Source organism: Providencia sp. TYF-12 (genome assembly GCF_041344805.1).
Lineage (GTDB): Bacteria > Pseudomonadota > Gammaproteobacteria > Enterobacterales > Enterobacteriaceae > Providencia > Providencia huashanensis.
Window position 1 is genome coordinate 319514 of the sequence record NZ_CP166833.1, and the last position, 26162, is coordinate 345675.

22 protein-coding genes are annotated in these 26162 nt (G+C 40.3%); 6 read left to right on the forward strand and 16 right to left on the reverse strand.

All coding sequences use genetic code 11. From position 1 onward, the window contains the following. Positions 1–18: 18 nt before the first annotated feature. The 9 genes from ABE954_RS01505 to glnA form a co-directional block, all read right to left on the reverse strand. The gene (locus ABE954_RS01505; RefSeq protein WP_042847721.1) at positions 19–516 is read right to left on the reverse strand and encodes a fimbrial protein; all 498 of its coding nucleotides are present in this window, start codon (positions 514–516) and stop codon (positions 19–21) included. Positions 517–530: 14 nt separating this feature from the next. Next, complete coding sequence (locus tag ABE954_RS01510) at positions 531–1046, reverse strand: fimbrial protein (protein WP_042847720.1); 516 nt, start codon at positions 1044–1046, stop codon at positions 531–533. 9 nt (positions 1047–1055) lie between these two features. Next, positions 1056–2027 carry a fimbrial protein gene (locus ABE954_RS01515; protein WP_206226952.1) on the reverse strand — a complete coding sequence of 324 codons (972 nt, stop codon included), beginning with the start codon at positions 2025–2027 and terminating at the stop codon, positions 1056–1058. A gap of 13 nt (positions 2028–2040) precedes the next feature. Further along, positions 2041–4551 carry a fimbria/pilus outer membrane usher protein gene (locus ABE954_RS01520; RefSeq protein ID WP_048605456.1) on the reverse strand — a complete coding sequence of 837 codons (2511 nt, stop codon included), beginning with the start codon at positions 4549–4551 and terminating at the stop codon, positions 2041–2043. Between the two features lie 26 nt (positions 4552–4577). Then, the gene (locus ABE954_RS01525; protein WP_371025705.1) at positions 4578–5246 is read right to left on the reverse strand and encodes a molecular chaperone; all 669 of its coding nucleotides are present in this window, start codon (positions 5244–5246) and stop codon (positions 4578–4580) included. Positions 5247–5305: 59 nt separating this feature from the next. Then, entirely contained in the window at positions 5306–5830 is a 525-nt protein-coding gene (locus tag ABE954_RS01530) for a fimbrial protein (RefSeq protein ID WP_042847716.1), read from the reverse strand. Between the two features lie 647 nt (positions 5831–6477). Continuing rightward, positions 6478–7944: a nitrogen regulation protein NR(I) gene (glnG, locus tag ABE954_RS01535; protein ID WP_210814127.1), complete on the reverse strand. Its 1467-nt coding sequence runs from the start codon at positions 7942–7944 to the stop codon at positions 6478–6480. A gap of 9 nt (positions 7945–7953) precedes the next feature. Then, positions 7954–9003: a nitrogen regulation protein NR(II) gene (glnL, locus tag ABE954_RS01540; RefSeq protein ID WP_042847714.1), complete on the reverse strand. Its 1050-nt coding sequence runs from the start codon at positions 9001–9003 to the stop codon at positions 7954–7956. Positions 9004–9158: 155 nt separating this feature from the next. Next, complete coding sequence (gene glnA / locus ABE954_RS01545; RefSeq protein ID WP_042847713.1) at positions 9159–10568, reverse strand: glutamate--ammonia ligase; 1410 nt, start codon at positions 10566–10568, stop codon at positions 9159–9161. A 443-nt stretch (positions 10569–11011) separates the two neighbouring features. Between glnA and ABE954_RS01550 the strand changes: the two genes are divergently transcribed. After that, the gene (locus tag ABE954_RS01550) at positions 11012–11278 is read left to right on the forward strand and encodes a colicin Z C-terminal domain-related protein (protein ID WP_210814128.1); all 267 of its coding nucleotides are present in this window, start codon (positions 11012–11014) and stop codon (positions 11276–11278) included. A 39-nt stretch (positions 11279–11317) separates the two neighbouring features. On the opposite strand, the gene ABE954_RS01555 is transcribed toward ABE954_RS01550, so the two are convergent. Together ABE954_RS01555 and ABE954_RS01560 are read right to left on the reverse strand one after the other, a co-directional pair. Next, positions 11318–11716: a hypothetical protein gene (locus ABE954_RS01555; protein ID WP_371025706.1), complete on the reverse strand. Its 399-nt coding sequence runs from the start codon at positions 11714–11716 to the stop codon at positions 11318–11320. A 146-nt stretch (positions 11717–11862) separates the two neighbouring features. Then, complete coding sequence (locus ABE954_RS01560; protein WP_247603825.1) at positions 11863–12675, reverse strand: PadR family transcriptional regulator; 813 nt, start codon at positions 12673–12675, stop codon at positions 11863–11865. 433 nt (positions 12676–13108) lie between these two features. Here ABE954_RS01560 and typA point away from each other — a divergent pair, with 433 nt between their 5' ends. After that, the gene (typA, locus tag ABE954_RS01565; protein ID WP_042847704.1) at positions 13109–14932 is read left to right on the forward strand and encodes a ribosome-dependent GTPase TypA; all 1824 of its coding nucleotides are present in this window, start codon (positions 13109–13111) and stop codon (positions 14930–14932) included. Positions 14933–14978: 46 nt separating this feature from the next. Here the strand turns inward: typA and abgT are convergent, their stop codons facing one another. The 3 genes from abgT to ABE954_RS01580 form a co-directional block, all read right to left on the reverse strand. Next, positions 14979–16505, reverse strand: coding sequence for a p-aminobenzoyl-glutamate transporter (abgT, locus tag ABE954_RS01570; RefSeq protein WP_042847702.1), 1527 nt, complete (start codon positions 16503–16505; stop codon positions 14979–14981). Positions 16506–16579: 74 nt separating this feature from the next. Then, the gene (locus tag ABE954_RS01575) at positions 16580–18028 is read right to left on the reverse strand and encodes a M20 family metallopeptidase (RefSeq protein ID WP_042847700.1); all 1449 of its coding nucleotides are present in this window, start codon (positions 18026–18028) and stop codon (positions 16580–16582) included. Further along, entirely contained in the window at positions 18021–19343 is a 1323-nt protein-coding gene (locus ABE954_RS01580; RefSeq protein WP_206226946.1) for a M20 family metallo-hydrolase, read from the reverse strand. Before ABE954_RS01580 ends, ABE954_RS01575 begins: the two co-directional genes overlap by 8 nt. A 265-nt stretch (positions 19344–19608) precedes the next feature. Between ABE954_RS01580 and ABE954_RS01585 the strand changes: the two genes are divergently transcribed. The 4 genes from ABE954_RS01585 (at position 19609) to fabY (ending at position 22755) form a co-directional block, all read left to right on the forward strand. Then, entirely contained in the window at positions 19609–20535 is a 927-nt protein-coding gene (locus ABE954_RS01585; protein ID WP_071547616.1) for a LysR family transcriptional regulator, read from the forward strand. 165 nt (positions 20536–20700) lie between these two features. After that, a complete protein-coding gene (yihX, locus tag ABE954_RS01590) occupies positions 20701–21315 on the forward strand; it encodes a glucose-1-phosphatase (protein WP_042847693.1) in 615 nt (204 codons plus the stop codon). Between the two features lie 64 nt (positions 21316–21379). After that, a complete protein-coding gene (dtd, locus tag ABE954_RS01595; RefSeq protein WP_042847691.1) occupies positions 21380–21817 on the forward strand; it encodes a D-aminoacyl-tRNA deacylase in 438 nt (145 codons plus the stop codon). 23 nt (positions 21818–21840) lie between these two features. Continuing rightward, positions 21841–22755, forward strand: a complete 915-nt coding sequence (gene fabY, locus ABE954_RS01600; protein ID WP_042847688.1) for a fatty acid biosynthesis protein FabY — start codon at positions 21841–21843, stop codon at positions 22753–22755. A 76-nt stretch (positions 22756–22831) separates the two neighbouring features. Here fabY and ABE954_RS01605 read toward each other — a convergent pair whose 3' ends face one another. Both ABE954_RS01605 and ABE954_RS01610 read right to left on the reverse strand, forming a co-directional pair. Beyond that, a complete protein-coding gene (locus ABE954_RS01605) occupies positions 22832–24592 on the reverse strand; it encodes an AsmA family protein (protein ID WP_210814530.1) in 1761 nt (586 codons plus the stop codon). 125 nt (positions 24593–24717) lie between these two features. Then, a complete protein-coding gene (locus tag ABE954_RS01610; protein ID WP_042847810.1) occupies positions 24718–26106 on the reverse strand; it encodes a uracil-xanthine permease family protein in 1389 nt (462 codons plus the stop codon). Between the last annotated feature and the right edge of the window lie 56 nt (positions 26107–26162).

Below are 26162 nucleotides of genomic sequence, written 5' to 3' on the forward strand. Positions count from 1 at the left end.
ATAAGAAATTATATTTAATTACTGATAAGTAAATGTAAATTCTAAGTGGCTTTTAAAAGACCCTGCAATCATTCCATTACCATAACCTGAAACTCTAGCTGATAACGGAATTTCTACGCTTCTAGTTTGTGTGTTGACATTTGTTGTAATGGTATCGCCGTTTTTTATAGTCGCTTTATTTGCAGTTCTTGCTAAATTCAAAGCAACATTTTTTGCTGTCCCGTTGTTTATAAAATACTCTGGAGTTGTTGGGTCTGGAGTACCTGATATAGCCATTACAGCTTGGCTTGTTCCTACAGGGCAATTTTTGAGCTTAACTGAAAAATCAACCCATGACGATTTTTGTGTATCCTTAATATTCCAAATATTAATCTTTTTTAAATCAATAAGGTAATTAGATTTTTCAAGTTCACAAGGCGCAGCTATGACAGTACCGTGTACTTTAATATTCGCAGCTTGCCCAAAAACAATGAAAGAGCAGCTCATTAGTGATAGAAATAAAATAAAGTGTCTCATATTCTTTTCCCTGTTTATAAATAGGTAATTGTTGCTGTAATATTTGCAGAAATAGTCCCAGGGGTGACATTACCTAATGAGCTAAACGCACGTGTTCTTAATGGGATGTTAATATTTGTTTGTCCATTTGTAGTGACTTGCAATACTTTTTGGTTACCTAAAGCGGTTGTTCCATTACCATTTTGTAGTTGTACAGCTAGGTTCCTTGCCGTACCTTGGTTTTTGTATAAACTTGTTGCATCCGCAGTATCCGCGGTTCCTGTAAACGTCAGTTTTACTTGGTTAATATAGGTAGAACAGTTATTTAAGCTAATATTAAAGTTTTTCCATGGGGAACCTGAATTGGTATTTTTAAAGACATCTGCAGAAATACTTTTTAGGTCAATATCAATATTATTCCCACCAGTAATATTACAAGTAGCCGCTTTAATATTTCCGGTAAAATTCAATGTCACTGTGCTAGCAGCAAATAAATTCCCACTGATTATTAAGCTACTAAGTAAAATTAAATTATTAACTATTATTTTCATTTTTTATTCCTACTCATAGCGAATATTTACAGTAGCAGAGGCATTCGCTGTACCTGGCGTGATGTTATCTGCCGTCTTGATATAACGAGCCTTCCAATTAAACATGTAGTCTCCAGCCGGAACATTATTTTGCAGGCTGTTCTTGGTATTTAGCTTGATTGGATTATTATTTTTATCCAATAATTGTATTGCGACACCAGTAGCACTATCAGCTCCTGTTAGCCCTAATTTTCCTGTCGCCGCATCTTCATATTTAGAGCTTGTGACAGTCGCTTTAATATTGGTACCTGCCGCACAGGTTAATGTAATTGGAATATCAACCGGTGTACTGGTTGAGCCTATACTAGGAAATTGTGTATCATACCAATCTTGCATATCAATATTGTAGGTTGACTGATTATTCTTTAATGAACAGCTAAGCACATTGATACGAATAGCATTAGTTGGCATATTTAAGGTTGTTAAAGTCCACGTCACACTGGTTGGTGCACGGTAAGTTACGGTTAACCTTGCGACATTTCCGGCTCTTAATGTGCCACCTTGTGTTACCGAACCAAGTTTTTTTACTGTGATGCCCCAATGCGTTGTTAATATATTATAATTGGAGTTGTTTTTATCCCATGAAGCATTAAACGCTCCAATGCCTGCGGTTGTAACAGAAATGCCAATACCCGGAATATTAGATAGGGCAACTTTATTGGCATTTGGTGACCAGCTATTGATAAAACTCCCCGTTAAGTATGAAGTAGCACAAGAACTGGAATCACTAGCTACCCACTGAGATGTAGATGAAAAATCAGCACGGAGAGACCCTAAATCTCTAGGTGTAATATCATCATATTGAATGTTATATACCGCGGTCGGTACGTTAGCGAATTTATTATTTAAATTTGGGTTTAAGGTACAAGCTGCATTAGCATACCCTGAGTATAAATATATAAAACTCATAGCCAATATCGATTTATAAATAAAATTTTTCATTATTTATTCCTTATTATCGGCAAACTGCTGCTGTTTTATATAACCCCATATAATTCGATATACCTGCTAAGTTATAATTGACTTGGCATTGTTGTTTATCGTTATATTGAATAATAAAATTGCCGTTTTCAGCTAAGCCTGATAAATAAATTTCGCCATCATTCCCCACCATACTGTTTAACTGCGGGTTATCGTTAAAGATAGCTTGGGCGCCAAAAGGTACAGGTTTACCGTCAGTAAAAGTCAGCAGCATAATTGCGCGGTAGCCAACGTTTGCGGTAAAGCTCGCTTTGACTAAAGCCCCTCGGCTTGGTGAAACACTTCGACTGGATAAATCCATCTCAGTATTCTCAGGTAATGCAGAGGTATCGATATCGATCATATTTTTGCGATAAGCAGTGACATAAGGTACCAATGCGTAACCTTGGTTATTTGTAGTCACCCCAGCTTGGTTTAGGATCGGTACATCACCTGCATCAGGAATTTCAACAAGCGCCGCGGTTTCTCCCAACTGTTGGCCAAGTACAAGGCCGCCAGAATGTGCGACTAAGCTACCGTTAACCCCGTAATAGAGGTTATAGCTGTCTTTGCTGTAGCCACTACCGCCTGAGACTTCACCATATTGGCCTTTATAAGAAGCATTCATATTACCGTTAGTGCCTTGATCTCGAGTAGTAAAGCCTTGTTGAACGCTCCAATTTAACCGGTTATTTAACTGTGATGCTGAAAGACCAATGCTTCCGGTACTTGCACTATTACTGCTGCTACTACTGTTAAAGTTGTAATAGAAGGTATCGTCAAATACCGAAAAGGGTACGCTGACGGAAAGCGCTAATTGATGGTCATCTTCGCTTTTTGAACGACTTCCTGACCGATAAGAATAGCTATTGGTATTTTTGTTATAGGTATAATTCAAACTATAACTGACACCTTGCCAACTATTGTTATAACCCACCGTGGCAGATTGCGTTTTTCGGTCACTGTTCCAATAATCTTCATTAATATAACCAACAGAAATTGAACCAAAACTATCCCCTAAGTTTTGGCTGAGGGTAATTTCACCACGATTACGGCGTCGTTCAATTTCAGGGGCATAGTTTGTATCCCTATAACCATCAAACACTTCCGCTAAACTATAAAAGCCTTTGGTGGAATAACGATAACCTGCCAATGCGATATTAGTACCAATATCATTGATATTTTTGTTATAGCGGAAACGGTATGATTGGCCTTTTTCCTTAACATCATTACTTAGCGTTGAATTTGCATGAGTAACGTCAATTGATAAGGCACCAAAGCGCCCAAGGTTTTGCCCTGCACCAATGGAATAAGACTGGTAATGTTCACTAACTTGGCTTCCTCCATATGCGGTGATGCCATAAGGCAAGCCATAGATTAAGGTGAACTGACCAAATTTTGTTTTATCAATGCTATTATCATAAGCGCGGTATTCACCGCCAGTTACGCTATAAGAAAAATACCCTTCACGTTGTAATACGGGTAATGAAGCGAAAGGAACAATTTGGTATTGCTCGCTACCATTAGACTCTTTTATTGTGACATGTAAATCGCCGCTCCCCCCTGTTGGGTAGAGGTCTGTAATTTCAAAAGGACCAGCAGCCACTTCAGTTTGGTAGATAATGTAGCCATTTTGGCGGATTGTTACTTGTGCATTGCTACGTGCTATCCCGCGAACTACAGGCGCATAACCACGCAAGCTTTCAGGGGACATATCGTCATCTGTTGCCAATTGTGCACCACGAAAGGGCACACTATCAAAAACCATCGAAGGCGAAACACTATCACCTAAAGTTAATTGGCTTTTGATACTATTAATGCCACGCGATGCATAAGTGTAAATGGTGTCCCATTTACCGGATTGGTCATTATTACTGGACCATGTTGTATAGTTACGCAAACGCCAGGCCCCAAGATTTATACCGGGTCTTAAATTCACATAATGAGATGTACTATCTGAATCATTATTTTTTCGGTCGTAATTTTTTGAACCATTATAGCTATAGTTTAATAATAACGCGTTGATTCCATTGTCAATGTTAGCTAAATCAACATATCCCCTTGGGTTTCTATCCAAGGCAATTTGAGGAATACTAAGATATAAACGTTGTGAACCAAATTCAAAATCACTTTTTGCATCAGGAATGGCAGCAAGGTTTATACAGTGGCTTCCTGAATGTTGCAATTCAGGGTAATCATTAACTTTAATGCCAAATTCTTTGAGATCATTAAGAGATAAACAAGGAGCTAACTTGTTATTACTGTCTTTATCAAACTTAAGGCTTTTAGCACCAATTAGGTTGGTATTAACATAGATATCAACATAGTAATCCCCTGCTAATTGTTCATCATTTTCAAATTGTGATAAGTCAACTGAATCTTTATTAGGTAGCTCTAAAAAATCAGGGTCAAAATAGACTGTATCATCTGGTTTTTCTTCAGCATATAATGCCGTCGTATAGCCTAAATATAATAATAGGCCAAGAAATATTTTATTTAATTTCATATCGTAACCTAACTCATTTTATAAGTTTATATTTTCTTTTCGAGTGTTTCTGGTGCAGACCCATAGTCATTAATAACTTCCCATTTAATTATTCCATTAGAACTAGGGTTATTAACGTCAAAAGATGCACTTGCAAATGGTGCGACATAAGAAACATCATTTGCTTTAGTTCCATTAAAGCTAATGCTTTGAAAGTTCATAAAATAGGGAGTTGGGTTTTTAACAATAATGTTATTTCCTGACTTAGACCATACTAATTTTTTTTGTTCTTCAATAAAATCAACATTCTTTAAGCTTTTTGGACGATAGATCAGCTTCATTTGTGTTTTAAATGCAATTTGCAATGAATTTTCTGTTCTTTCTGTCGCAGGGATCGTTTTTATATTCAGCCAGAATAATGACTCTCTATCATTAGGTAGTTTATTCTCAGTTAGAAAGATTCTAAGTGCATTTGTGCTATCTGGATTCAACCTAAATAATGGTGGTGTTATAGCAAAATCAGATTGTTTTTTTTCATCGATATTATCAATCCAAGACTGAATTAAATAAGGGATCTTATCTGGGTTTTCTACACTAATGCTGACATCTTTGTTTCCCTCATTGTAAATAACACGAGTTCCACCAATAATGACACCTGCATATGCAGTGTTTAATAGTGTAAATACAGAAATGAAAATATAGATAATGAATTTCATAATACCACCATTGATTATAATTATATAAGGCTTAATTCCTTTTAAACCTTATTTGTTATTTAGTTATAATTGATTGTAAATGTTGCAGTGCCGTTAGCAGGACCAGGAGTTACAGTGTCAGATTTAGCAATATAACGTGCTCTGAAGTCTAAATTATTTTCAACACCATCTTTTAATGGGTATGTTTTAGAGGCAGTAAATAGTGGGACTACTTTATTAGCATCATCAGTAATTTGAATACCGACACCAGTTGCAACACCAGTTTCTTCTTTTAATTTAATAACTTCATCATCGCCGATATAAGAATCCGCATCAAACTTAACAGAAGCACTTGTTACAGTCGTTGGGCAATTAATTAATTTAATGGTAAATTTAGTGGCGGCAGCAGTACTACCTGCACTTGGTAATGCGGTTTTTGAAACTTTACCTAAATTAACTTTTAATGCATCAGAACCAGCAGCTAATTCACAGGCTTGGTCAATAATTTCACCAGTAAAATCAATAGTACCATCCGCTGCTAATGCATTATTAATAGCAAAGATTGAGGATGCAGCAATTAATGATGCAAGTAAATTCTTTTTCATCTGTTTTTCTCCGGAATATAATTTATTTATTTTTCATTGAGTGGTTGAAAATATCAATTACTCAACTGAAGAGTATTTTGAATCTATTTTTTAAAATAAACAAGTTTTGTTATATTTGGTGAAATATAATTAAATTTTAATATGATTAATATCATAATAAGTAATTAACACACTATGGGTTAATAATTAACTCCATGTGCTTACTTAAGGTAAATTTCATTTTTACTGGGTTTTTTACTAAAGTTAAATAACGATATAAAACTAAGATTACCTATAAAGTGGTGGATAAATTTAATTTATCTCTTATATGGTGATTGTTTGGGTTTATCAGGCGTTAGCATATAGAGTATACTTGAAGTGTTTGTCATTTATATTATCTAAAAATGAAAAATCATTATAAATATCAAATCACGATGGTCTAAATATGCTTGTTTTGGTGTTTTTATTATGGATATCATTTATTAACCATCGCATTTCAATGGTCTATATAAGTGATTGTTTATTGTTTTTATTATCAATGGCTGAGAGAGAAAATTAAATGTTAAGCTAATTATCATAAATAAGATGGAGATGTATTCTTTTATTTCACCACCTTATTTTAATGATATGCTTTTGTTTTAATTAGGCTTACATAAACAAATAATGAATTACTCAAGCCCTAATTCTTTTAATTTTCGAGTTAAAGTATTCCTTCCCCAGCCTAATAAACGGGCAGCTTCTTGTTTATGGCCCTTGGTATATGTCAATGCGCAACTTAGCATAGTACGCTCTAATATAGGAATTGTTTGTGCTAATAAATCGTCTTTACCTGCTGATAACGCGTTATTAGCCCACTTTTCTAATAATTCAAACCATTGTGCTTCTGAGTTGGCTTGATGTGTAGGTAAAATTACGTATTCATTGGCCTTCAGGTTATTTTCTTCAGTATTTTGTATCGGGCGCTCTTCCAGCAAATCTTCCGGTAGGTCTTGCGGTAAAATTTCTTGGCTAGCGGCCATCACTGTGAGCCAGCGACAAACATTTTCTAATTGGCGGACATTACCCGACCAATAATAGCGCTGGAGGATTTTTTCGCTATCAGCATGTAGCACTTTACTCTCTACACCTAACTCCTTAGCGGTATTTTGTAAGAAGTAATGCGCAAGGCGTGGGATATCTTCGGTACGCTCGCGTAATGCTGGTAATTGTACTCGAATGACATTCAACCGGTGAAATAAGTCTTCACGAAAAAGCCCTTCTTTGACGCGTTTTTCGAGATCTTGGTGGGTTGCTGCAATAATACGCACATCCACTTTTACAGGAGTATAACCACCAATCCGGTAAAATTGCCCTTCAGCGAGAACGCGTAGTAATCGAGTCTGCACATCGAGGGGCATATCGCCAATTTCATCTAAAAATAATGACCCATGATTGGCTTGTTCAAACCGGCCTTGGCGCACTTGGGTTGCACCGGTAAATGCCCCTTTTTCATGACCAAATAGTTCGGATTCAATTAAATCTTTTGGGATCGCAGCCATATTCAGTGCAATAAATGGCTGATTAACACGAGGACTATGCTGATGTAAGGCGTGAGCAACTAACTCTTTCCCTGTTCCTGATTCACCATTAATTAGCACGCTGATGGATGAGCGAGATAAGCGACCAATGATTCGATAAACCTCCTGCATAGCAGGGGCTTCACCAATCATGGTTGAAGACACAATAGGAGCCTGCTGTTTAGTATCCCGATCAGTGTGATTTTGTTCACGGCTGTGATTGAGTGCCCGTTCGACCAGTGCCACTGTTTCATCAATATCAAATGGCTTTGGTAGATAATCAAAGGCCCCAGATTGGTAAGCATTGACCGCGGCATCAAGGTCTGAATGCGCCGTCATGATAATAATCGGCAGTAAGGGATGAGATTGCTTAATAGTATTTAGTAATTCAATACCATTTGTGCCTGGCATACGAATATCAGATAACAACACGTCAGGAAGTGAGGTCTCTAAGGCAGCGAGAACAGCATCAGCGCTATCAAAACAGGTGCATGAAAATTCAGCACTGCTAAGTGCCCGTTCTAATACCCAGCGAATAGAACTGTCATCATCAACAACCCAAATTTTTCCCTGTGCCATAGATATCTCCTATTTTTTGATTGGTAGATAAATAGAAAACTCGGTATGCCCAGGCCAACTGGTAAATTCGATTTTACCCGCGTGTTGGTCGACTAAGCTTCGAGCAATAGATAAACCGAGCCCTGTACCATCAGGTCGCCCACTAACCATTGGGTAAAATAAAGTGTCTTGAATTGCTAATGGGATACCTGGGCCATTATCTTCAATATCAATACGCGCTGTTAGTCGATAGCGTTCACCTTGTAACATCACCTGAAATGCGGTGCGTGTCCGTAGCGTAATATTTCCCCCAGTTACCGCGAGAGCTTGCAGCGCATTGCGTGCTACATTTAGTAGTACTTGCTCGATTTGATCAGGGTAATATTCGAGTTCAGGTAAGCTTGGGTCATAATCACGAACCAGTGTGACGTTATCCGGCTTTTCTAAGGATAGCAAACGCGTCACATTTTCCATTATATGATGAATGCTTTGCTGGGTTTTAGGACCCGGATATTGCGGACCAAGCAACCTATCGACAAGTGCCCTTAAGCGGTCAGCTTGCTCAATGATAACTTGAGTATATTCATTCAGTTGAGGGTCAGGCAGTGCTTTAGATAATAACTGCGCAGCACCTCGCAAACCGCCTAGTGGGTTTTTTATTTCATGGGCAAGTCCGCGAATGAGCTCGCGGGCTGCAAGTTGTTGGGCATTTTGCGCTAATTCTTGGCTTAGACGCCGTTGACTATCAAGTTGAGAAAGCTCAACTAAAATAAATTGTTCAGAAAATGGCTGAGCACTGAAAGACATCACATGGGAATGGTTATTAAACACCAGTGTGACCTCATTTTCTGTAAAGCTATGCCCTTCCTTTAAACTACTCAACATCAGTTCATCATTGAGTGAACAATAACTAAAGAGAAGAGGGAGAGGGGTACCATATAGCTTACGCTGGCTTTGAGTTAAAATCTGGAGTGCAGCATGATTGGCATAGTGGATAACCAGGTCGTAATCCAAAATCAGCACGCTATTAATTAGTGAATCGAGAAGTTGTTCTGGTGCTGGCAAATGTTCGGTTTTCATGTAATGTTGCTCCTGCACTATTTTGGTGCATTATACCTGATAGACCAAACAACCGATATTTGATTTTGTTCCGCTAATATTTTACAGAGAAAAGGCCCCATCAAAAGATGGGGCAAGTGCTTCACGGCAACAAAGACTAGCAGTGGAACGGCGTGTTACACACTGTAGTACATTTCAAATTCGAGAGGGTGTGGTGCCATACGGACACGCTGGATATCGCTGCGAACTAATTCGATATAAGCGTCAATGGCGTCATTCGTGAATACACCGCCACGGGTTAAGAATTCACGGTCTTTATCTAACTCAGCCAAGGCTTCGTCTAAAGAGCCTGAAACTGTTGGGATTTCTTTGGCTTCTTCAGGTGGTAAGTCGTATAAGTTTTTATCCATTGCATCGCCTGGATGGATTTTATTGATAATGCCATCAAGGCCTGCCATTAACTGTGCAGCAAACGCGAGGTATGGGTTAGCCGCAGGGTCTGGGAAGCGTACTTCAATACGACGTGCTTTAGTGCTGGCAACCACCGGAATACGGATAGATGCAGAACGGTTACGCGCTGAGTAAGCCAGCATGACTGGTGCTTCAAAGCCCGGAACTAAACGCTTGTATGAGTTGGTTGTTGGGTTGGTAAATGCGTTCAGCGCACGTGCGTGCTTGATAATCCCACCAATGTAATACAGCGCCATCTCAGATAAACCGCCGTATTTGTCACCAGCAAACAGGTTAACACCGTCTTTAGACAAAGACATATGGCAGTGCATACCTGAGCCGTTATCACCGACGAGTGGCTTTGGCATAAAGGTTGCGGTTTTACCGTATGCATGGGCAACATTATGAACAACATATTTATAAATCTGGGTTTCATCCGCTTTTTTGGTCATGGTATTAAAGCGGGTAGCAACTTCGTTTTGACCTGCTGTTGCCACTTCATGGTGATGCGCTTCAACCACTAAGCCCATTTCTTCCATTGTGGTACACATTGCAGAGCGCAGGTTTTGTGATGAATCAACGGGGGGAACTGGGAAATAACCGCCTTGTACTGCTGGGCGATGACCTTTATTGCCGCCTTCGTATTTTGTGCCAGTATTCCACGCTGCTTCGATATCATCGATATGGTAGTAGCTACCATGCATATTATTGCCAAAACGGATATCATCAAAAACGAAAAATTCAGGCTCTGGACCAAACAGAACGATATCAGCGATACCGCTAGAACGTAAAAAGTCCTCAGCGCGTTTTGAAATTGAACGCGGGTCCCTGTCATAACCTTGCATAGTGCCTGGTTCTAAAATATCGCAACGGATAATTAAGGTTATATCAGCAAAGAATGGGTCGATAACCGCGGTTGATGGGTCTGGCATCAATACCATATCTGATTCATTAATCCCTTTCCATCCACCGATAGATGAACCATCAAACATCTGGCCTTCTTCAAAGAAGTCTTCGTCAACTTGGTGAGCAGGGATAGTGATGTGTTGCTCTTTACCTTTAGTGTCGGTAAAGCGCAGATCAATAAATCTAACATTTTGCTCTTTTATTAACGATAAAACATGTTCAGCGGACATTCTCGGCTCTCCTGGTCGGGTCTAATCAACAATCGTCTAGATGATGCGCTTGTTGTTTTTTGTCTAGCGGTAGTGAGTCGTGTAAAACGAGGCACTGTTATTCGCTCTGTAAATATATAAGCGAAAATCATGCCAACTTTTTAAATTATAGTAAATTCTGATTGTTACAAAGAAATGATGGGAGAGAAAATGATAAAATGGAATGAAATGCACTAAATTGGTGCTTTTTGTTAGTTGCTTGCACTATTTTGGTGCGTTTTTTTAAATGTGAATCATTTATGTCATGCATTCATCATAAATATAATATTTTATGTTCTTCGCTTATGCCAGTATTAATAAGGATATATTTGAGCAACATTGAGTATTGAATCTAAATATATTTTTGTACTTTACATAATATTTATGTGGAAAAGTGACGACATAGTTAATAGGGGTATAAATATATGGCAAGATCTCAAGGTTGGGCTCCACCATTAGCATGGGGACCGTGGGTTAATCTTCATACGCACGTAGGGAATAGCGCTTATACTGTTTCATTTGATGCAGTATCAAGTCTGCAATCAACATTTGATGCTGAAATACAATATGTAACCAATTCAGGTGATAGAACCGTTCGTACTATGGGGCCTGGCTCATATAGAATTAATGGAAATAATGGGGCAGGACAAGAGCGGATTAGGTTTAAGAGCCATTCAGTAGGGCGACGATAGAAGTTAGGTACTAAATATAAAAGTGGCTTTATGCTAACTTTACTTATTCATCAAAGATTTAAATAAATTTAAATTAGATTGATTGTTTAGATTTTGGTAAAAACCATAATCTAATGAATGGATGTTTCCTAAATGAATGTTTTTTTGAATAAGAACGTTATTAAAATAAACATTCATTTTTTTATTTTTATTTTTGGTTAGAAAATCATATAGTTTAGGTCGGCAATTATTTGTATTGCTAAGTGTTATAAAAACAATATGTTCATTATTTTTTGATTCATCCTTATATGATTCGATACATTCTTTATCTAATTGAAAAAAAAAATTATTTGTAGAGTAAGATAAAATGTTATCGCTTTTAATTTTGCAACTAATGAGCAATAGCCCCGTTATAATTGCTATAGATGAAATAAAAAAGATTTTTTTTGAATTATTCATAAATGTTATTATCATTCCAAATACTCAATTGTTTATAGTATAAACTATAAACAGAATATTTCATGTTATTTATTCTGAGATGCGAGAAGAGTAGAACTCGTATATATAAAGAAAGCCCATATAACAAAGAATATGGGCCTCTTACATTATTCATCGTTACTATTGGTTAGTAACGTATTCACTTCTTCAATTTGTTTTACTGCATCATTGATGATGGATGCAATTTGGCGAGTTTGTTCTTCATTGAGTTGCTTTAAAACCATTTTATGGCGTAATAATGCTTTAAAACGACTGACCGCCATTTCAATGTCTTCCGCTAAATTACCACCTTGTTGCATATCGCGTGCTTTTGCCAGTTTACGGGCAATCACCACTTCGATGTCTTTATTCTGAGCTAAATGCGATGCTCCTTCAGGCGTGATAGTAAAGCTTTTACGGTTCCGCTCAACAATTTGTGATTCCAAGAAGCCTTGTTCTTCTAGTAGTGTAAGAGTTGGGTAGATTACACCAGGGCTAGGCACATAAAGACCGTTAGAGGCTTCTTGAATATCTTTAATTATCTCATAGCCATAACTTGGTTTTTTGGCAACTAATGAAAGAACCATAATATGAAGGTCACCATGGTCAAATAGACGACGCAGACCTTTGCCTCTTCCTCGACCCCTTTGGCGCTCACCGCCATGTCCGTGGCCATGACGGCCTTCACCGTGGCAGCATTTTTCACCATGTCCGTGACCATGACGGCCTTCACCGTGGCAGCGTTCTTCACTGTGTCTGTGACTATGACGGCCTTCACCGTGGCAGCGTTCTTCACTGTGTCTGTGACTATGACGGCCTTCACCATGGCAACATTCTTTGTGTTCATGACGATGATTACCATGACAGCCGTTATGGTGGTGGTCATGCTGATTTTCGTCATGCTGTGCATAATATACATGACGACAAGATTTAATTAGCATATAGTTATTCCTTAGCTTGTAACTTTAGATATATCGAATCTATTTTGTCGTTTCACTATATTTAGATATATCTAATTAGTCAATTTAGATATATCTAAATTACACAAAAAGACATTAAAAAAGGTAGTTAAGAAAGAAAGTCTATTTTATATTCTTTTTTTTGGCTGCTAATATTGAGTTTTTAGCGTATTATTCTGCTACTTTGTGAATTATTAGTGCTGATACTCACTATTTTATTGGGTATTTTGGCGCTGTTATGCAACTGAATGTTTTTTCGTTAAAAACTTTTTATACAGTGATGGGTTTCACATTTATTCCACTTCTGCGGAAAAACGTGTAAAATAACAGCAAATTAACGTAGAAAGTATGTTTTGGTCGATAATAACGGCTAAAAAAGCATATTCCTTTCCTGTCAATTAAACGGTAAAAATCCTTGTCAATTCAAAATTTAAGAAACATCGCCATCATCGCTCACGTTGACCATGGCAAGACCACACTGGTTGGTAAATTACTGCAGCAGTCAGGTACGTTCGGTGAACGTGAAACTGTTGATGAGCGTGTTATGGACTCCAACGACTTGGAGAAAGAGCGTGGTATTACCATCCTTGCTAAAAATACCGCTATCCAATGGAATGGTTATCACATTAACATCGTAGACACCCCAGGCCACGCCGACTTTGGTGGTGAGGTTGAGCGCGTTATGTCTATGGTTGACTGCGTTCTGCTGGTTGTTGATGCGATGGATGGCCCAATGCCACAGACTCGCTTCGTAACGCAAAAAGCGTTCGACCACGGCTTACGTCCTATTGTTGTTATCAACAAAGTTGACCGCCCAGGTGCACGCCCTGATTGGGTTGTAGACCAAGTATTCGACTTATTCGTGAACTTAGGTGCAACGGATGAGCAACTCGATTTCCCTATCGTTTATGCATCTGCATTAAACGGTATTGCAGGTCTTGACCATACTGAAATGGCTGAAGACATGACGCCACTGTACGAAGCTATCGTAGAGCACGTTGCGCCGCCAGCAGTTGACATCGATGGTCCATTCCAGATGCAAGTATCGCAATTAGATTACAACAGCTACTTAGGCGTAATCGGTATTGGCCGTATTAAACGTGGTGTTGTGAAGCCAAACCAACAAGTCACTGTTATCGATAGCGAAGGCAAAACTCGCAACGGTAAAATCGGTAAAGTTCTGACACACTTAGGTTTAGAGCGAATTGACTCACAGCAAGCCGATGCGGGCGATATCGTTGCTCTAACTGGTTTAGGTGAACTGAATATTTCTGACACGATTTGCCAAGTGGGTAGCGTTGAAGCTCTGCCTGCATTAGCCGTTGATGAGCCAACAGTTAGCATGTTCTATTGTGTTAACACCTCACCATTCTGCGGTAAAGAAGGTAAATTTGTGACTTCACGTCAAATCCTTGACCGCCTGAATAAAGAACTGGTGCACAACGTGGCACTACGTGTTGAAGAAACTCAAGACCCAGATGCATTCCGTGTTTCTGGTCGTGGTGAACTTCACTTATCTGTTCTGATTGAAAATATGCGTCGTGAAGGTTTCGAATTAGCCGTTTCTCGTCCGAAAGTTATCATTCGTGAAATCGATGGCCGTAAACAAGAGCCATTCGAACAAGTTACTTTAGACGTTGAAGAGCAAAACCAAGGCGATGTGATGAAAGCGTTAGGTGAGCGTAAAGGTGACCTACGTGACATGATGCCAGATGGTAAAGGCCGTGTGCGTCTTGACTACATTATCCCAAGCCGTGGTTTGATTGGTTTCCGTACAGAATTCATGACGATGACCTCAGGTACTGGTTTACTGTACTCTACATTCAGCCATTACGACGATGTTCGCCCAGGCGAAATCGGTGGTCGTCAGAACGGTGTTCTGATCTCTAACGGTCAAGGTAAAGCAGTTGCTTATGCACTGTACAGCTTACAAGATCGTGGTAAGTTATTCTTAGGTCACGGTGCAGAAGTGTATGAAGGCCAAATCATTGGTATTCACTCTCGTTCTAACGACTTAACAGTTAACTGCTTAACGGGTAAAAAACTGACTAACATGCGTGCGTCAGGTACTGATGAAGCGACAACATTATCACCACCAATTAAAATGACTCTGGAACAAGCTCTTGAGTTTATTGATGATGATGAATTAGTTGAAGTGACTCCGCAGTCTATTCGTCTGCGTAAGCGTCACCTGACTGAAAACGATCGTCGTCGCGCGAGCCGTACAAAAGAAGACTAATTTTTAGTTAAATTAGTTAATAAGAAGGCGCCGAAAGGCGCCTTTTTTATGGGTTGAGCTGTGGGTAAACACCCGGCCCTATAGGCAGTCCTGCAAAGTACCAGCCAACAAGCAATAACATCCAAACTATAAAAAAGACAATAGGATACGGTAATATTAAGGTGTAATAAGTTCCGAGCTGTGCATTTTTATAGTAGCGTTGTAAAAAACCTAAAAAGAGAGGAAGAAAAGGTGACATAGGTGCAAGTGGTAGCACCGCTGAATCTGCGATACGAAACACAATCTGAGCAAATGCAGGGTGAAAACCTAGTAGCACAAACATAGGAACAAATATTGGGGCGAGGATCGACCAGATAGCTGAACCACTTGCGATAAACATACAAAGGAAAGCGGATAGGAACATCAAACCAATAAACGCAGGTACTCCGGTCATACCAAGGGCTTCCAGTAAGTCGGTTAACCCAATCGCCATAAATTTCCCCATGTTACTCCAGTTAAAAAAAGCAACGAATTGTGAAAGGGGGAAAACCATAACAATAAACCCTGCCATACTTTTCATTGGGTCAACTAATAAATCAGGAATATCATTAGGCTTTTTGATTTGCTTTGTTGATACACCATAGGTAATGGAGACCACGAAAAAGAAAATAATAATGACAGGAACAATCCCTTTAATGAAAGGGGATGGGATCACTGTATTGGTGATTGGATCGCGTAGTGGGGCACCTTCAGGCACAACAAGTAAAGCCACTAGACCGATAAAAACTAATGCAGACAGCCCACTCATCAATAATCCACGGTTTTGAATTGGTGTTAATTGTTCGATTCGGTCATGGGATGTGCCTTCCCATATAGGCAGGCGAGGTTCGATAAATTTATCAGTAAGTAGTGCCCCCGCAATCGTGAGTACAATCACTGACGTAGCCATAAAATACCAGTTATCAATAACACTAACATGAAGGCTTGGGTCAATGATCATGGCCGCTTCTGTACTTATCCCTGACAATAAGACATCCGTCGTGACAATCAATAAGTTAGCAGTAAAACCTGAAGCGACCCCTGCAATTGCAGCTAGTAAGCCAGCAACAGGATGACGGCCTACAGCAATAAAAATTAGCGCCCCTAAGGGTGGCATGACGACCAGCGCAGCATCAGAAGAGATATGGCTAAAAAAAGCAATAAATAGCACCATATAGCTGGCATAACGTTTATTAATGCCGGAAGCCATTTTATACATCAGAGCTTGGAGTAAACCGACTTTTTCGGCTAAACCGGCACCAATCACCAGTGCAAGAATGGCACCAAGAGGGGCAAAACTACTAAAATTTTTAACAATATTGGGCAAAATCCATTGTAATCCCTCAACGCTTAATAAATTTTTAACGCTAACCATTTCGTCATTGGCTGGGTTTTTAACGGATAAACCAAACCAAGACAAAATTGCAGTAGCAATCATGAGTACCGCAATCAAATAAACAAATAAAATAAACGGGTTAGGTATTTTATTTCCCACGCGCTCTATCCAGCGAAAAATCGCACCGGGGCTTTTGTGATGAGTTGTTGTGTCACTCATAGAATTTCCTTGTGTCTGTATTCATTGTTATTGTTATGACTATTGAGCGGGATAAATCCCGCCAGTATAAGGAACTACTTTAATTTTGAAGGCGTTACATCTTTAGGGATAGGGCATTGATAGGGTGCGGTTTGTCTTTGTTGATGAAACTCAGCTTTAGCTTGTGCTAATAATTCTGGTTTTAAGAACAACTCAAGTGCACTGGATGCCATAATTTTTCCTGCGAGCAGCATTCCTTTATGAGCAATGGATGTGCGCCCCTGAGCGACTAACTGCCATGTATGTAGTGCGGTACCGAATGCGAAGCATGGGCTAAAACACTGCGCAGTAGGGGTCACCCAACTGACATCTCCTACATCTGTTGAGCCATACATTAATTCTTTTGACTCAACGTAAGGTAGCACTTCGTCAGTGAGTACTTTATTACCTTGCCTTTCACACCAAAGCACCCCTTTTTCACCGCCACTACGAGCTGCATTCAATTTGGCATTGCGCAAATCATCTTTAGTCAGAGTGCTATAGATTTGTTCAGCGAATTGGCGTTCTTGTTCTGTATATTCAGGGATGCCAAATTCCGTAATATGATTAAACATCGCATGTTCTAGAGTGCGATTCGGTACATAGTTTGAACATGCTTTGTCAAAACGCACCTCTAACTGAGTGCCGGTCATTAAGGCCGCGCCTTCAGCAATCTTAATAACGCGTTGGTAAATATCTTGCGCTTCATCGAGCTGCGGAGCGCGCACAAGGTAAAGAACCTCTGCATCTGCTTGTACGACATTTGGAGAGGCACCGCCCGTATTGGTGACGGCATAATGAATGCGTGCCTCTTGAATAATGTGTTCGCGTAGAAACTGAACGCCGACATTCATGAGCGTTACTGCATCTAAAGCACTACGTCCAAGATGAGGTGAGTTTGCTGCATGTGATGCAATACCTTTAAAACGAAAAGCCGTTTGAATATTAGCAAGAGACTTGACGTTGAAGACGCCACTAAAAGATTCTGGATGCCAAGTAATTGCGGCATCAACATCATTGAATAGTCCTTCCCTCACCATGAAGGTTTTACCTGAACCGCCTTCTTCACCCGGACAGCCATAGAAACGTACCGTACCCGATAAGTTATTTTCTTTTAGCCATGCTTTGACTGCATAAGCGGCGGATAAGGCAGCGGTACCTAACAAATTGTGACCACAGCCGTGGCCATTTCCATTTTCAATAACTGGGCTAGGTTCACTGCATGCCGAATGTTGGCTCAGGCCTGCAAGGGCATCGAATTCCCCGAGTAGTGCAATAACGGGAGTGCCTGAACCGTAACTTGCGATAAAAGCGGTTTCGATATTACCAACGCCTCTTTCGACGTGAAAACCTTCCTTTTCTAACGCATCAGCGAGCAGAGTCGATGAGTAAGTTTCTTCAAAACGTGTTTCTGGATGATCCCAAATATCATCACTTAATGTAGTGAATTGATGTTGGTTTTTTTCAATATAATCATTAATAAATGATGTAAATGTATTATCCATTTTGAGCTCCGAATTCAGGTAAATGCAGGGCGATAGTGGACAGCGTTTTAACGGCGGTCGTCATCACTTGTTCATCGAAATCAAAGCGCTCATTGTGGTGACCCGCGCTGAGCTGGGTGCCAAAAATCATATAAGTTGCTTGTCCCCCGAGTTGTTTGACGCGCTCCATAAAGTAGGTCGCATCTTCAGAGCCCGCGGCTTGGGAGCGGTCTTTCACCACAGATGTGAATTCAGGGAGGTGGGCTTGAGCCAAATCGCAAATAAAATCAACCCATTGTGGACTTGGATGGCTACTTTGTGCAGCGCCCATTAATTTAATATCAACGGAAACATCTTGCATCTTGGCTGCACCCTCGACGATATTTAGGGCTTTTTGATAGATAAACTCATTAATTTCATTAGTTTCACCTCGAGTTTCTACTTTTAATAACGCAGAGTCTGGAATGACATTTCGACCGATCCCTGCTTGTAAAACCCCAACATTTATTCGAGAACTACCTTCACTATGGCGTGGAATGCCATATAAGCCTAAAGTCGCATGGGCTGCGGCCAGTAATGCATTTTTACCATCTTCAGGTTTTGCACCTGAATGAGCAGCAACACCTTGATAAGTAACATCAAATTTAGTTGTCGCTAAAAAGTTTCTGCTGCCACAAACGACTTCGCCTTGTGGGACTCCAGTTCCAAGGTGAATAGCAACAAAAAAATCGACATCATCGACAACACCTGCCTCCATCATGGATTTCGCGCCGCGAGTGCCTTCCTCCGCTGGTTGGAAAATAATTTTAATACGACCGGAGAGTTTGGATTCGTATTGTTTGAGAACATGCGCAAGCCCTAATCCAATAGCGGTATGGCCATCATGACCACAGGCATGCATCATGTGTGGGTTACAAGAGGCAAACCCTTCATTGTAAGGACGGTGTTGGCACGAAAGGTCTTCGTTTAGGTCAAGGGCATCCATATCGACTCGGAAAGCTAGAGTTGGACCGGGTCTTTCGGTATCTAATGTCGCGACAATTCCTGTAAACCCCCCAGAGAAATGCCCTAGCCATTGGGTAAGAGCCCCTTGCTCAATTGCTCTTTTTTCTTGTTTTTCTAATTCAGCAGGAGAAGGGAGCCCCATTCTAGCGTCAGCTTTAATCACTTCTTTGCCAAGTTGTAATTGGTAGCCAAGCTGATGCAGCTCTTCTGCTACTAGAGTCGCAGTACGAAATTCTAACCAACCAGACTCTGCATATTGGTGAAAATCTCGACGCCATGTCTGTAACTGCTGTGCCATTTGATTGATAGTGGCATATAAGTCAGTATCCATTTTTTATCTCTTTTAGTTATCACAAAAAAAGTAAATTCTGTTATGTTTGATTACGAATTATTAACATTTAGCGAGATAAAATTTTGTTTATTAATTAAAAATAAATTTATTTAGATGCTGATGTATTTTTTACCTTTAAAAATTATTTTAAAAGGCTAAATGTTAATTATTTGTTTCTTTGTTTTTAGACTTTACACAATCAAATCAGAGCAAAAAAGATACAATTATCTTTCGCTATATAACTAAAAGTTATCGGGGTAAACACATGGCTCCAGCAATAAAATTGAATCAGCTTAGGGCATTTGTAGAGGTAAGCCGTCATGGCAGCATTCGAGCCGCTAGCCGTTTTTTACAACTCTCCCAACCGGCACTAACGAAATCGATTCGTGAATTAGAAAGTACGTTAGGGGCAAAGTTATTTATTCGCAGCAACCAAGGGATTTACTTAACAGAATGCGGTGAGGGTTTTTTAAGGCGTGCGAGCTTAATTCTTGAAGAGTTAAGGGTTGGGCAGGAGGAAATCTCCCAACGGATTGGTTTGATTGGCGGGACTGTCAATATTGGTGTGGCAGGGAGTATCGCTCGTTCTTTGATGCCTAAAGTCGTCACACAATTTCACCGCGATTTCCCCAATATTAAATTGCGTATCATGGAAGGGCAGCTACTAACCATGTTAACTCAGCTAAGGCAAGGAGAGCTGGATTTTACGATTAATACATATTACCCAGGCAGTTTAGACGCAGAATTTAATTTTGAGCGGCTGATGCAAAAAGAGTACAAGGTGATTATGCGTAAAGACCATCCTTTACGGCATGCGAAATCTTTGAGTGAGTTGGTTGATTGTGATTGGACGATGCCAACTCCCAAGGGGACGTATTATAAGCAACTTGCTGACGTTTTTTCGTTGATGGAGCGTCCCATGGTCTTTAGCGTAACTTGCGAAACGTTAATTGGCTGCTTAAGTTTAGTTGCTCAAAGCGATTTTCTAACCATTGTTTCTGTGGATACGATCGACGAGCCGTTATTCGAACAAAGGTATATCGCTTTAGATTTAAAAGAACAATTACCCTATGCCACCTTTGCTTTGGTTCAACGAAGAGATGCCACATTGACACCCGCAGGGGAGCACCTAGCCCGATTATTTCGTATTTATTGCCGTAATAATGATGATGGGAATAAGGTAGGCAGATAATATTTTTGCATTTATCTATTAAAGGAATGGTTAAGTAAGGCGGTTTCCTGAGTCAGTGGTTCACCAATATTTTGACAAAATAACGTGAAATATCACCAATTAGGGCTGTTCAGTTGCATGAATAATGATTAAAGTAAATTTAGTGAATAACAATGAGGAAAATTTATGCTGTATATCTTCGATATGGGTAATGTGATTATTGATATCGACTTTAATCGTGTGTTTGATAAATGGGCTGAGCTTAGTGGTACACCAAGTGAAGAAATCAAATCGCGGTTTTCTTTTGGTAATATCTTTCAATTGCATGAATGTGGCAAAATTTCAGATATCGAGTTCGCAGAGCTTCTGTGTGAAGAAATGGGCATTACACTGAGCTTTGAAGATTTTGCTGAAGGCTGGCATGCTATTTTTATTTCGTTAAGAGCTGAAGTGATTGATATCATGGAGCGCTTGCGCGAACAAGGGCACCGTGTTGTCGTCTTATCAAATACGAATCGCCTACATTTAGACTATTGGCCAGAACACTACCCAGAAATTGCAGCTAGCTCTGATTTCCTTTACCTATCCCAAGATTTAGGCATGCGTAAGCCTGACCCGGAAATTTATGAATATGTTCTGCAATCTGAAGAATTTGATGCTGCAGATGCTATTTTCTTTGATGATGTTGAGGAAAATGTAAAAGCCGCGGAAGCACTTGGCATTCGCAGTATCCATGTTACCAGTAAAGACACCATTCCCGAATATTTCCGGACTTACGATTTTAGTGCCGAAGTTAAGTAACTTACTGGTTTTTATAATGGAGTAACTGTAAAACGTTGCTCCATCTTTTTGTTATAGAGTAAACATGATTGCATTAATTCAGAGAGTCACTCACGCGAGTGTCGTTGTTGATGAAACCGCCGTAGGGCAAATTGATTCAGGTCTACTGGTTTTGCTTGGTGTCGAAAAAGACGATGATGAGCAAAAGGCAAAGCGTTTATGTGAAAAGGTGCTGGGCTACCGTATTTTTAGTGACGAACAAGGAAAAATGAACTTAAACGTCCAACAAGCTGGCGGTAGTTTACTGGTTGTTTCGCAATTTACTTTAGCCGCAGATACCAAAAAGGGTATGAGACCCAGCTTTTCTGGTGGGGCAGAGCCAGAGCGTGCAGACCGCTTGTATCAATACTTTGTTGAGCAAAGCCGCCAACAAGGCATTAATACGCAAACAGGCCAGTTTGCTGCAGATATGCAAGTCAATTTAACTAATGATGGACCGGTCACCTTCTGGCTACAGGTGTGAATCAACTTTTTAAGGGGGAAACGATGTACCATCTACGTACGCCGAAAGATGAACTTGAGTTTGCAACTTACTACCATTTTCGTTGGGAAATGTTGAGAAAACCTTTTAATCAACCCCTAGGTTCAGAGAAAGATGGCTATGATGCCACTGCACATCATCAAATGGTTGTTGATGATAAAAACCGTATTCTTGCGATCGGCCGCTTATATATTAATGCAGATAACGAAGGTGCGATCCGTTTTTTAGCCGTCAACCCAGTAATGCAAGGTAAAGGGCTGGGGAAGCTGATTATCATGGCACTTGAGTCTGTTGCACGCCAAGAAGGGGTGAAGCGGATTGTATCCAGTGTGCGTGAAGAAGCGGTTCCTTTTTTCGATAAAATGGGGTTTGCAAATCGCGGGATAGTCGCAGGGCAGTTAAAAACACCAGTTCGTCATTATTTGATGATTAAACCGATTGAAACCTTAGATCAAATTTTACACCGTCCAGATTGGTGCGGTGAATTGCAACAAGCTTGGTATAAATACATACCATTGAGCGAGAAAATGGGAGTACGGATAGAGCAGTACACAGGGACTCGCTTTATAACAACCATGCCCGAAGCGGGCAATCAAAATCCCCATGAAACTATTTTCGCAGGCAGCCAATTTTCGTTAGCAACATTAACGGGTTGGGGGTTAATTTGGTTATTGATGCAGGAACACCAGTTAGGCGGTGAGATTGTGTTAGTGGATGCGAATATCCGCTACGGTAAGCCTGTCAGTGGTAGGCCAACCGCCACTGCTGATTTAGCAAATATGAGTGGTGACCTTGACCGATTAGCTCGTGGCAGCCGAGCCCGAGTGAAACTTAAGGTCGAGGTAAGTAATACTGATAACCAAGTGGGTGCTGTTTTTAGTGGGACTTATATGGTATTACCCATTGAAACAACAAAATAAAGTATATTTTTGATTATTAAATAACAGAGGCAGGTAATTTATATAATTAGCGTTACCTGCCTTAGTTTTGTGTTTATTATGGCGTACCTAGTACAGGGACCTCTTCTTGAAGTATTGCTCCTTCCATTGGCGGTTGTTCTGCTTCGGTTTCAACTGAAGAAGTCACTACCCCGTTAACAACGGTTCTGAACATACGTTTACCTTGTAACGGAACGGCCATTAGCTCCCCGTTTAGGCTTTTTGAGAGAGACGGTGCGAGTAAATCGCCTTGTAGAGTCGCATCAAAATCACCAATAACCTGTGCTGGGAAACCAGACCAGCCCCACTGATTTAAATCAGTTAAATCAATATTAGAACCGGATGCACGTAACAGGAATGGCACTTTATTTGGCGTTTGCTTAACCAGCAAACCGATTTTGCTGATACCTTTATCAGTACTGACCGTTAAACTTGCAGCGGCTGAAGATTTGCCACTTTGACGAACTTCTAAGAATGGACGTCGAACTGGAACTTGGTTAATTGTGCCGCTATCTGCATTAAACGTCGCTTTACCGCTCCAAACTCCCCATTGTTTTTGTTTGACCAAATCAACGTTTTCAATGTTGGCACTTAACGCTGTAAACTCGAAAGGGAACTCGGGTTGGATATTCATTAACAGAGACTGAGATAAGCTAAATTTCTTGATGGATAACCCAGATAACCATGCAGGAGCTGGCTCTGCCAAGAAGGATAGCCATGTTTCAGGTAATGTGTACAAAATACCCGCTAGCTTGCCTTCATTGATGGTCAGTACTTGGTCATTACGTTGCCAAGTGCCGTTTAGGTTGAATACCCCTTTATTGTAGTAACCAGATAGCTTATCGATATTAAGGGCATCGCCATCAATATTTAATTCGCCAATCAGTGTGCTGAGTTGTTGGTTTTTCACAACCAGTTGCTCAACATTGAAACTGATTTTACTTTTAGGGCTAGACCAACTTCCCCGAACGAGGTCAAGGTGGTCGATTTCAGTACTCAGCCCTGAAAGAGCCCAATCTTTACCTTGAATATCAATATTGGCTAATTCAAGGTTTTTGATTTTTATGGTTCTATCACTTTTAATCGCAGTAAATAATGTATCGAAATCAATACTGTTTTCCCAGCCCACTTTATTCATGATGAGAGAACCGATTGTGATTGAACCATCAGCAAATAGTTTACCTTCCCCTGAGACATAGCCATTATTTAGGTAGGCACTTGCTTTGCTAATTTCAGTGGCTTGCGTTTGCCGTTTCCCTGTCACTGCGACATTTTTTAACGACAGTTTATTCATTTTTAATTGGTTGGCTGTAAAACGAAAATCACCATAGCCAAAAGGGGAGTTAACTGTTGGTTGCCAAGGTGTTATTCCCCCAGTGAACCCATCAACCTGAATATCATCATCACCTTGTTTTAGCAGAATTTTACTGTTCTCGAATTGCAAGATATCCGCAGTGATAGGTAAGGGCATTTCCCCTTGTGTGATGGCAGCTGACAAGTCACCTTGTGTAATAACAAAACGCCGAATAGCATTTCCACTGAATAAATTACGCCAGTTGATATCGACGACAATTTGCCGTGCATCCAAGGCGAGGTTTTTGTCTTCTGAAGCTAACTTAACATCTTGAAAGATAAATTCCCCAGGGTTGGAAAACTCATGCCCCATGACCCCGACATTAATATCATAACGGGTAAATTGACTTAAAAATTGGCTGGAATAGGAGGCTCCTAGACGCGTCTGTAAGCCAATATAGGCAAAAATAAATAGAAGTAATAGTAGCAAAAGTGCATAGGTAACAAATTTGATTAACCATTTCACGGCTTGCTACTCCTTCATCATGTGGGTGGATAACAAGATAGAGACTTGTTTAATATCGCGGCAGTTTAAGGATAGCATACAGAAGAACCGCCAGAATATTCAACTCTGACGGTTAAAATGAAAGCTTATTTTTCGAGAGGAAAGACTAAATTCAGAACAATTGCAGTTAAACCACCGGCAGCAATTCCAGAAGAAAATAAGGTTTTTAGCCAGTCGGGCGCAAATTGTAGGATCAGAGGTTGCTGTGAGACCCCCATTCCTACCGCAAGTGAAAGGGCGATTATCATGATTGCTCGACGATTTAATGGCTCTCTAGACACAATACGTACACCTGACGCGGCGATAGTGCCGAACATCACGATGGTCGCGCCACCCAGAACAGGTTCAGGGATTTGCTGTACAAAGCCTGCAACAGCAGGGAATAAACCTAGCAATACGAGCATTAAGGCGACGATATAACCGACGTAGCGGCTAGCGACCCCTGTTAACTGGATCACCCCGTTATTTTGCCCAAAGCAGGAGTTCGGAAAGGTATTAAATACAGCAGAAACCATTGAGTTTAAACCATTAGCGAGCACCCCACCTTTAATACGTTTCATATACAAAGGACCACGAACGGGTTGTTCTGATACATCCGAAGTCGCAGTGATATCACCAATCGTTTCTAAAGAGGTCACCATAAAAATAAGAATAAGTGGGACGAGTAGGTTCCAATCAAATGATAACCCATAATAAAACGGTTCTGGTACGGTAATTATCGCTTGGTTAGCTTCTGCTGGTTGCGCAGTTGGCAACATGTCCATCCACCAAGCAACAATATAGCCGACAGCCATGGCAATGACGAGTGAAGCAACACGTAAGTACGGGTTTTTCTGGCGATTTAATAAAATAATAACGGCGAGTACCACTCCCGCTAAAATTAAATAATCGGGGGAACCGAAGGTATTGTCGCTAATTGCACCGTAGCCACCACCGATGGATGTTAGGCCAACTTGAATTAACGATAACCCGATGATCATGACCACAACACCAGACACTAACGGTGTGATGACGCGGCGAGCTAAATGTAAGAAGCGGGAAAGAATCACTTCAGTTAGTGCGGCAACGAGTAAAGTACCAAATAGTGCTGCCATCATTGAGGGAATATCTGCCCCACCTTGCTTTAGTGCGACTCCGCCCATGATTAAAGGTGCAACAAAGTTAAAACTGGTGCCTTGAATAGAAAGTAAACCTGAACCAATAGGGCCCCATGCTCTAATTTGAATTAAAGAAGCAATCCCTGAAGCGAATAAGGACATACTAATAATACGTTGGGTGTCGTGAGCTGGTAGCCCAAGCGCTTGGCAAATTAACATTGCTGGCGTGATAACAGCTACAAACATAGCCAGAAGGTGTTGCCCCGCGGCAAACAGAGCCTGTGGTAGCGGTGGTTTGTCTTCTAATTTATAGATAAGCTCACTTTGTGTTTGTATGGTTGCTTCTGTAGTTTGTTTTTCAGACGTTGCAGTATTCATTGCCTTCATTTCCCCCACCAAAAAACGCATTGTAATGCGGCGAAATTAAAAAGCAA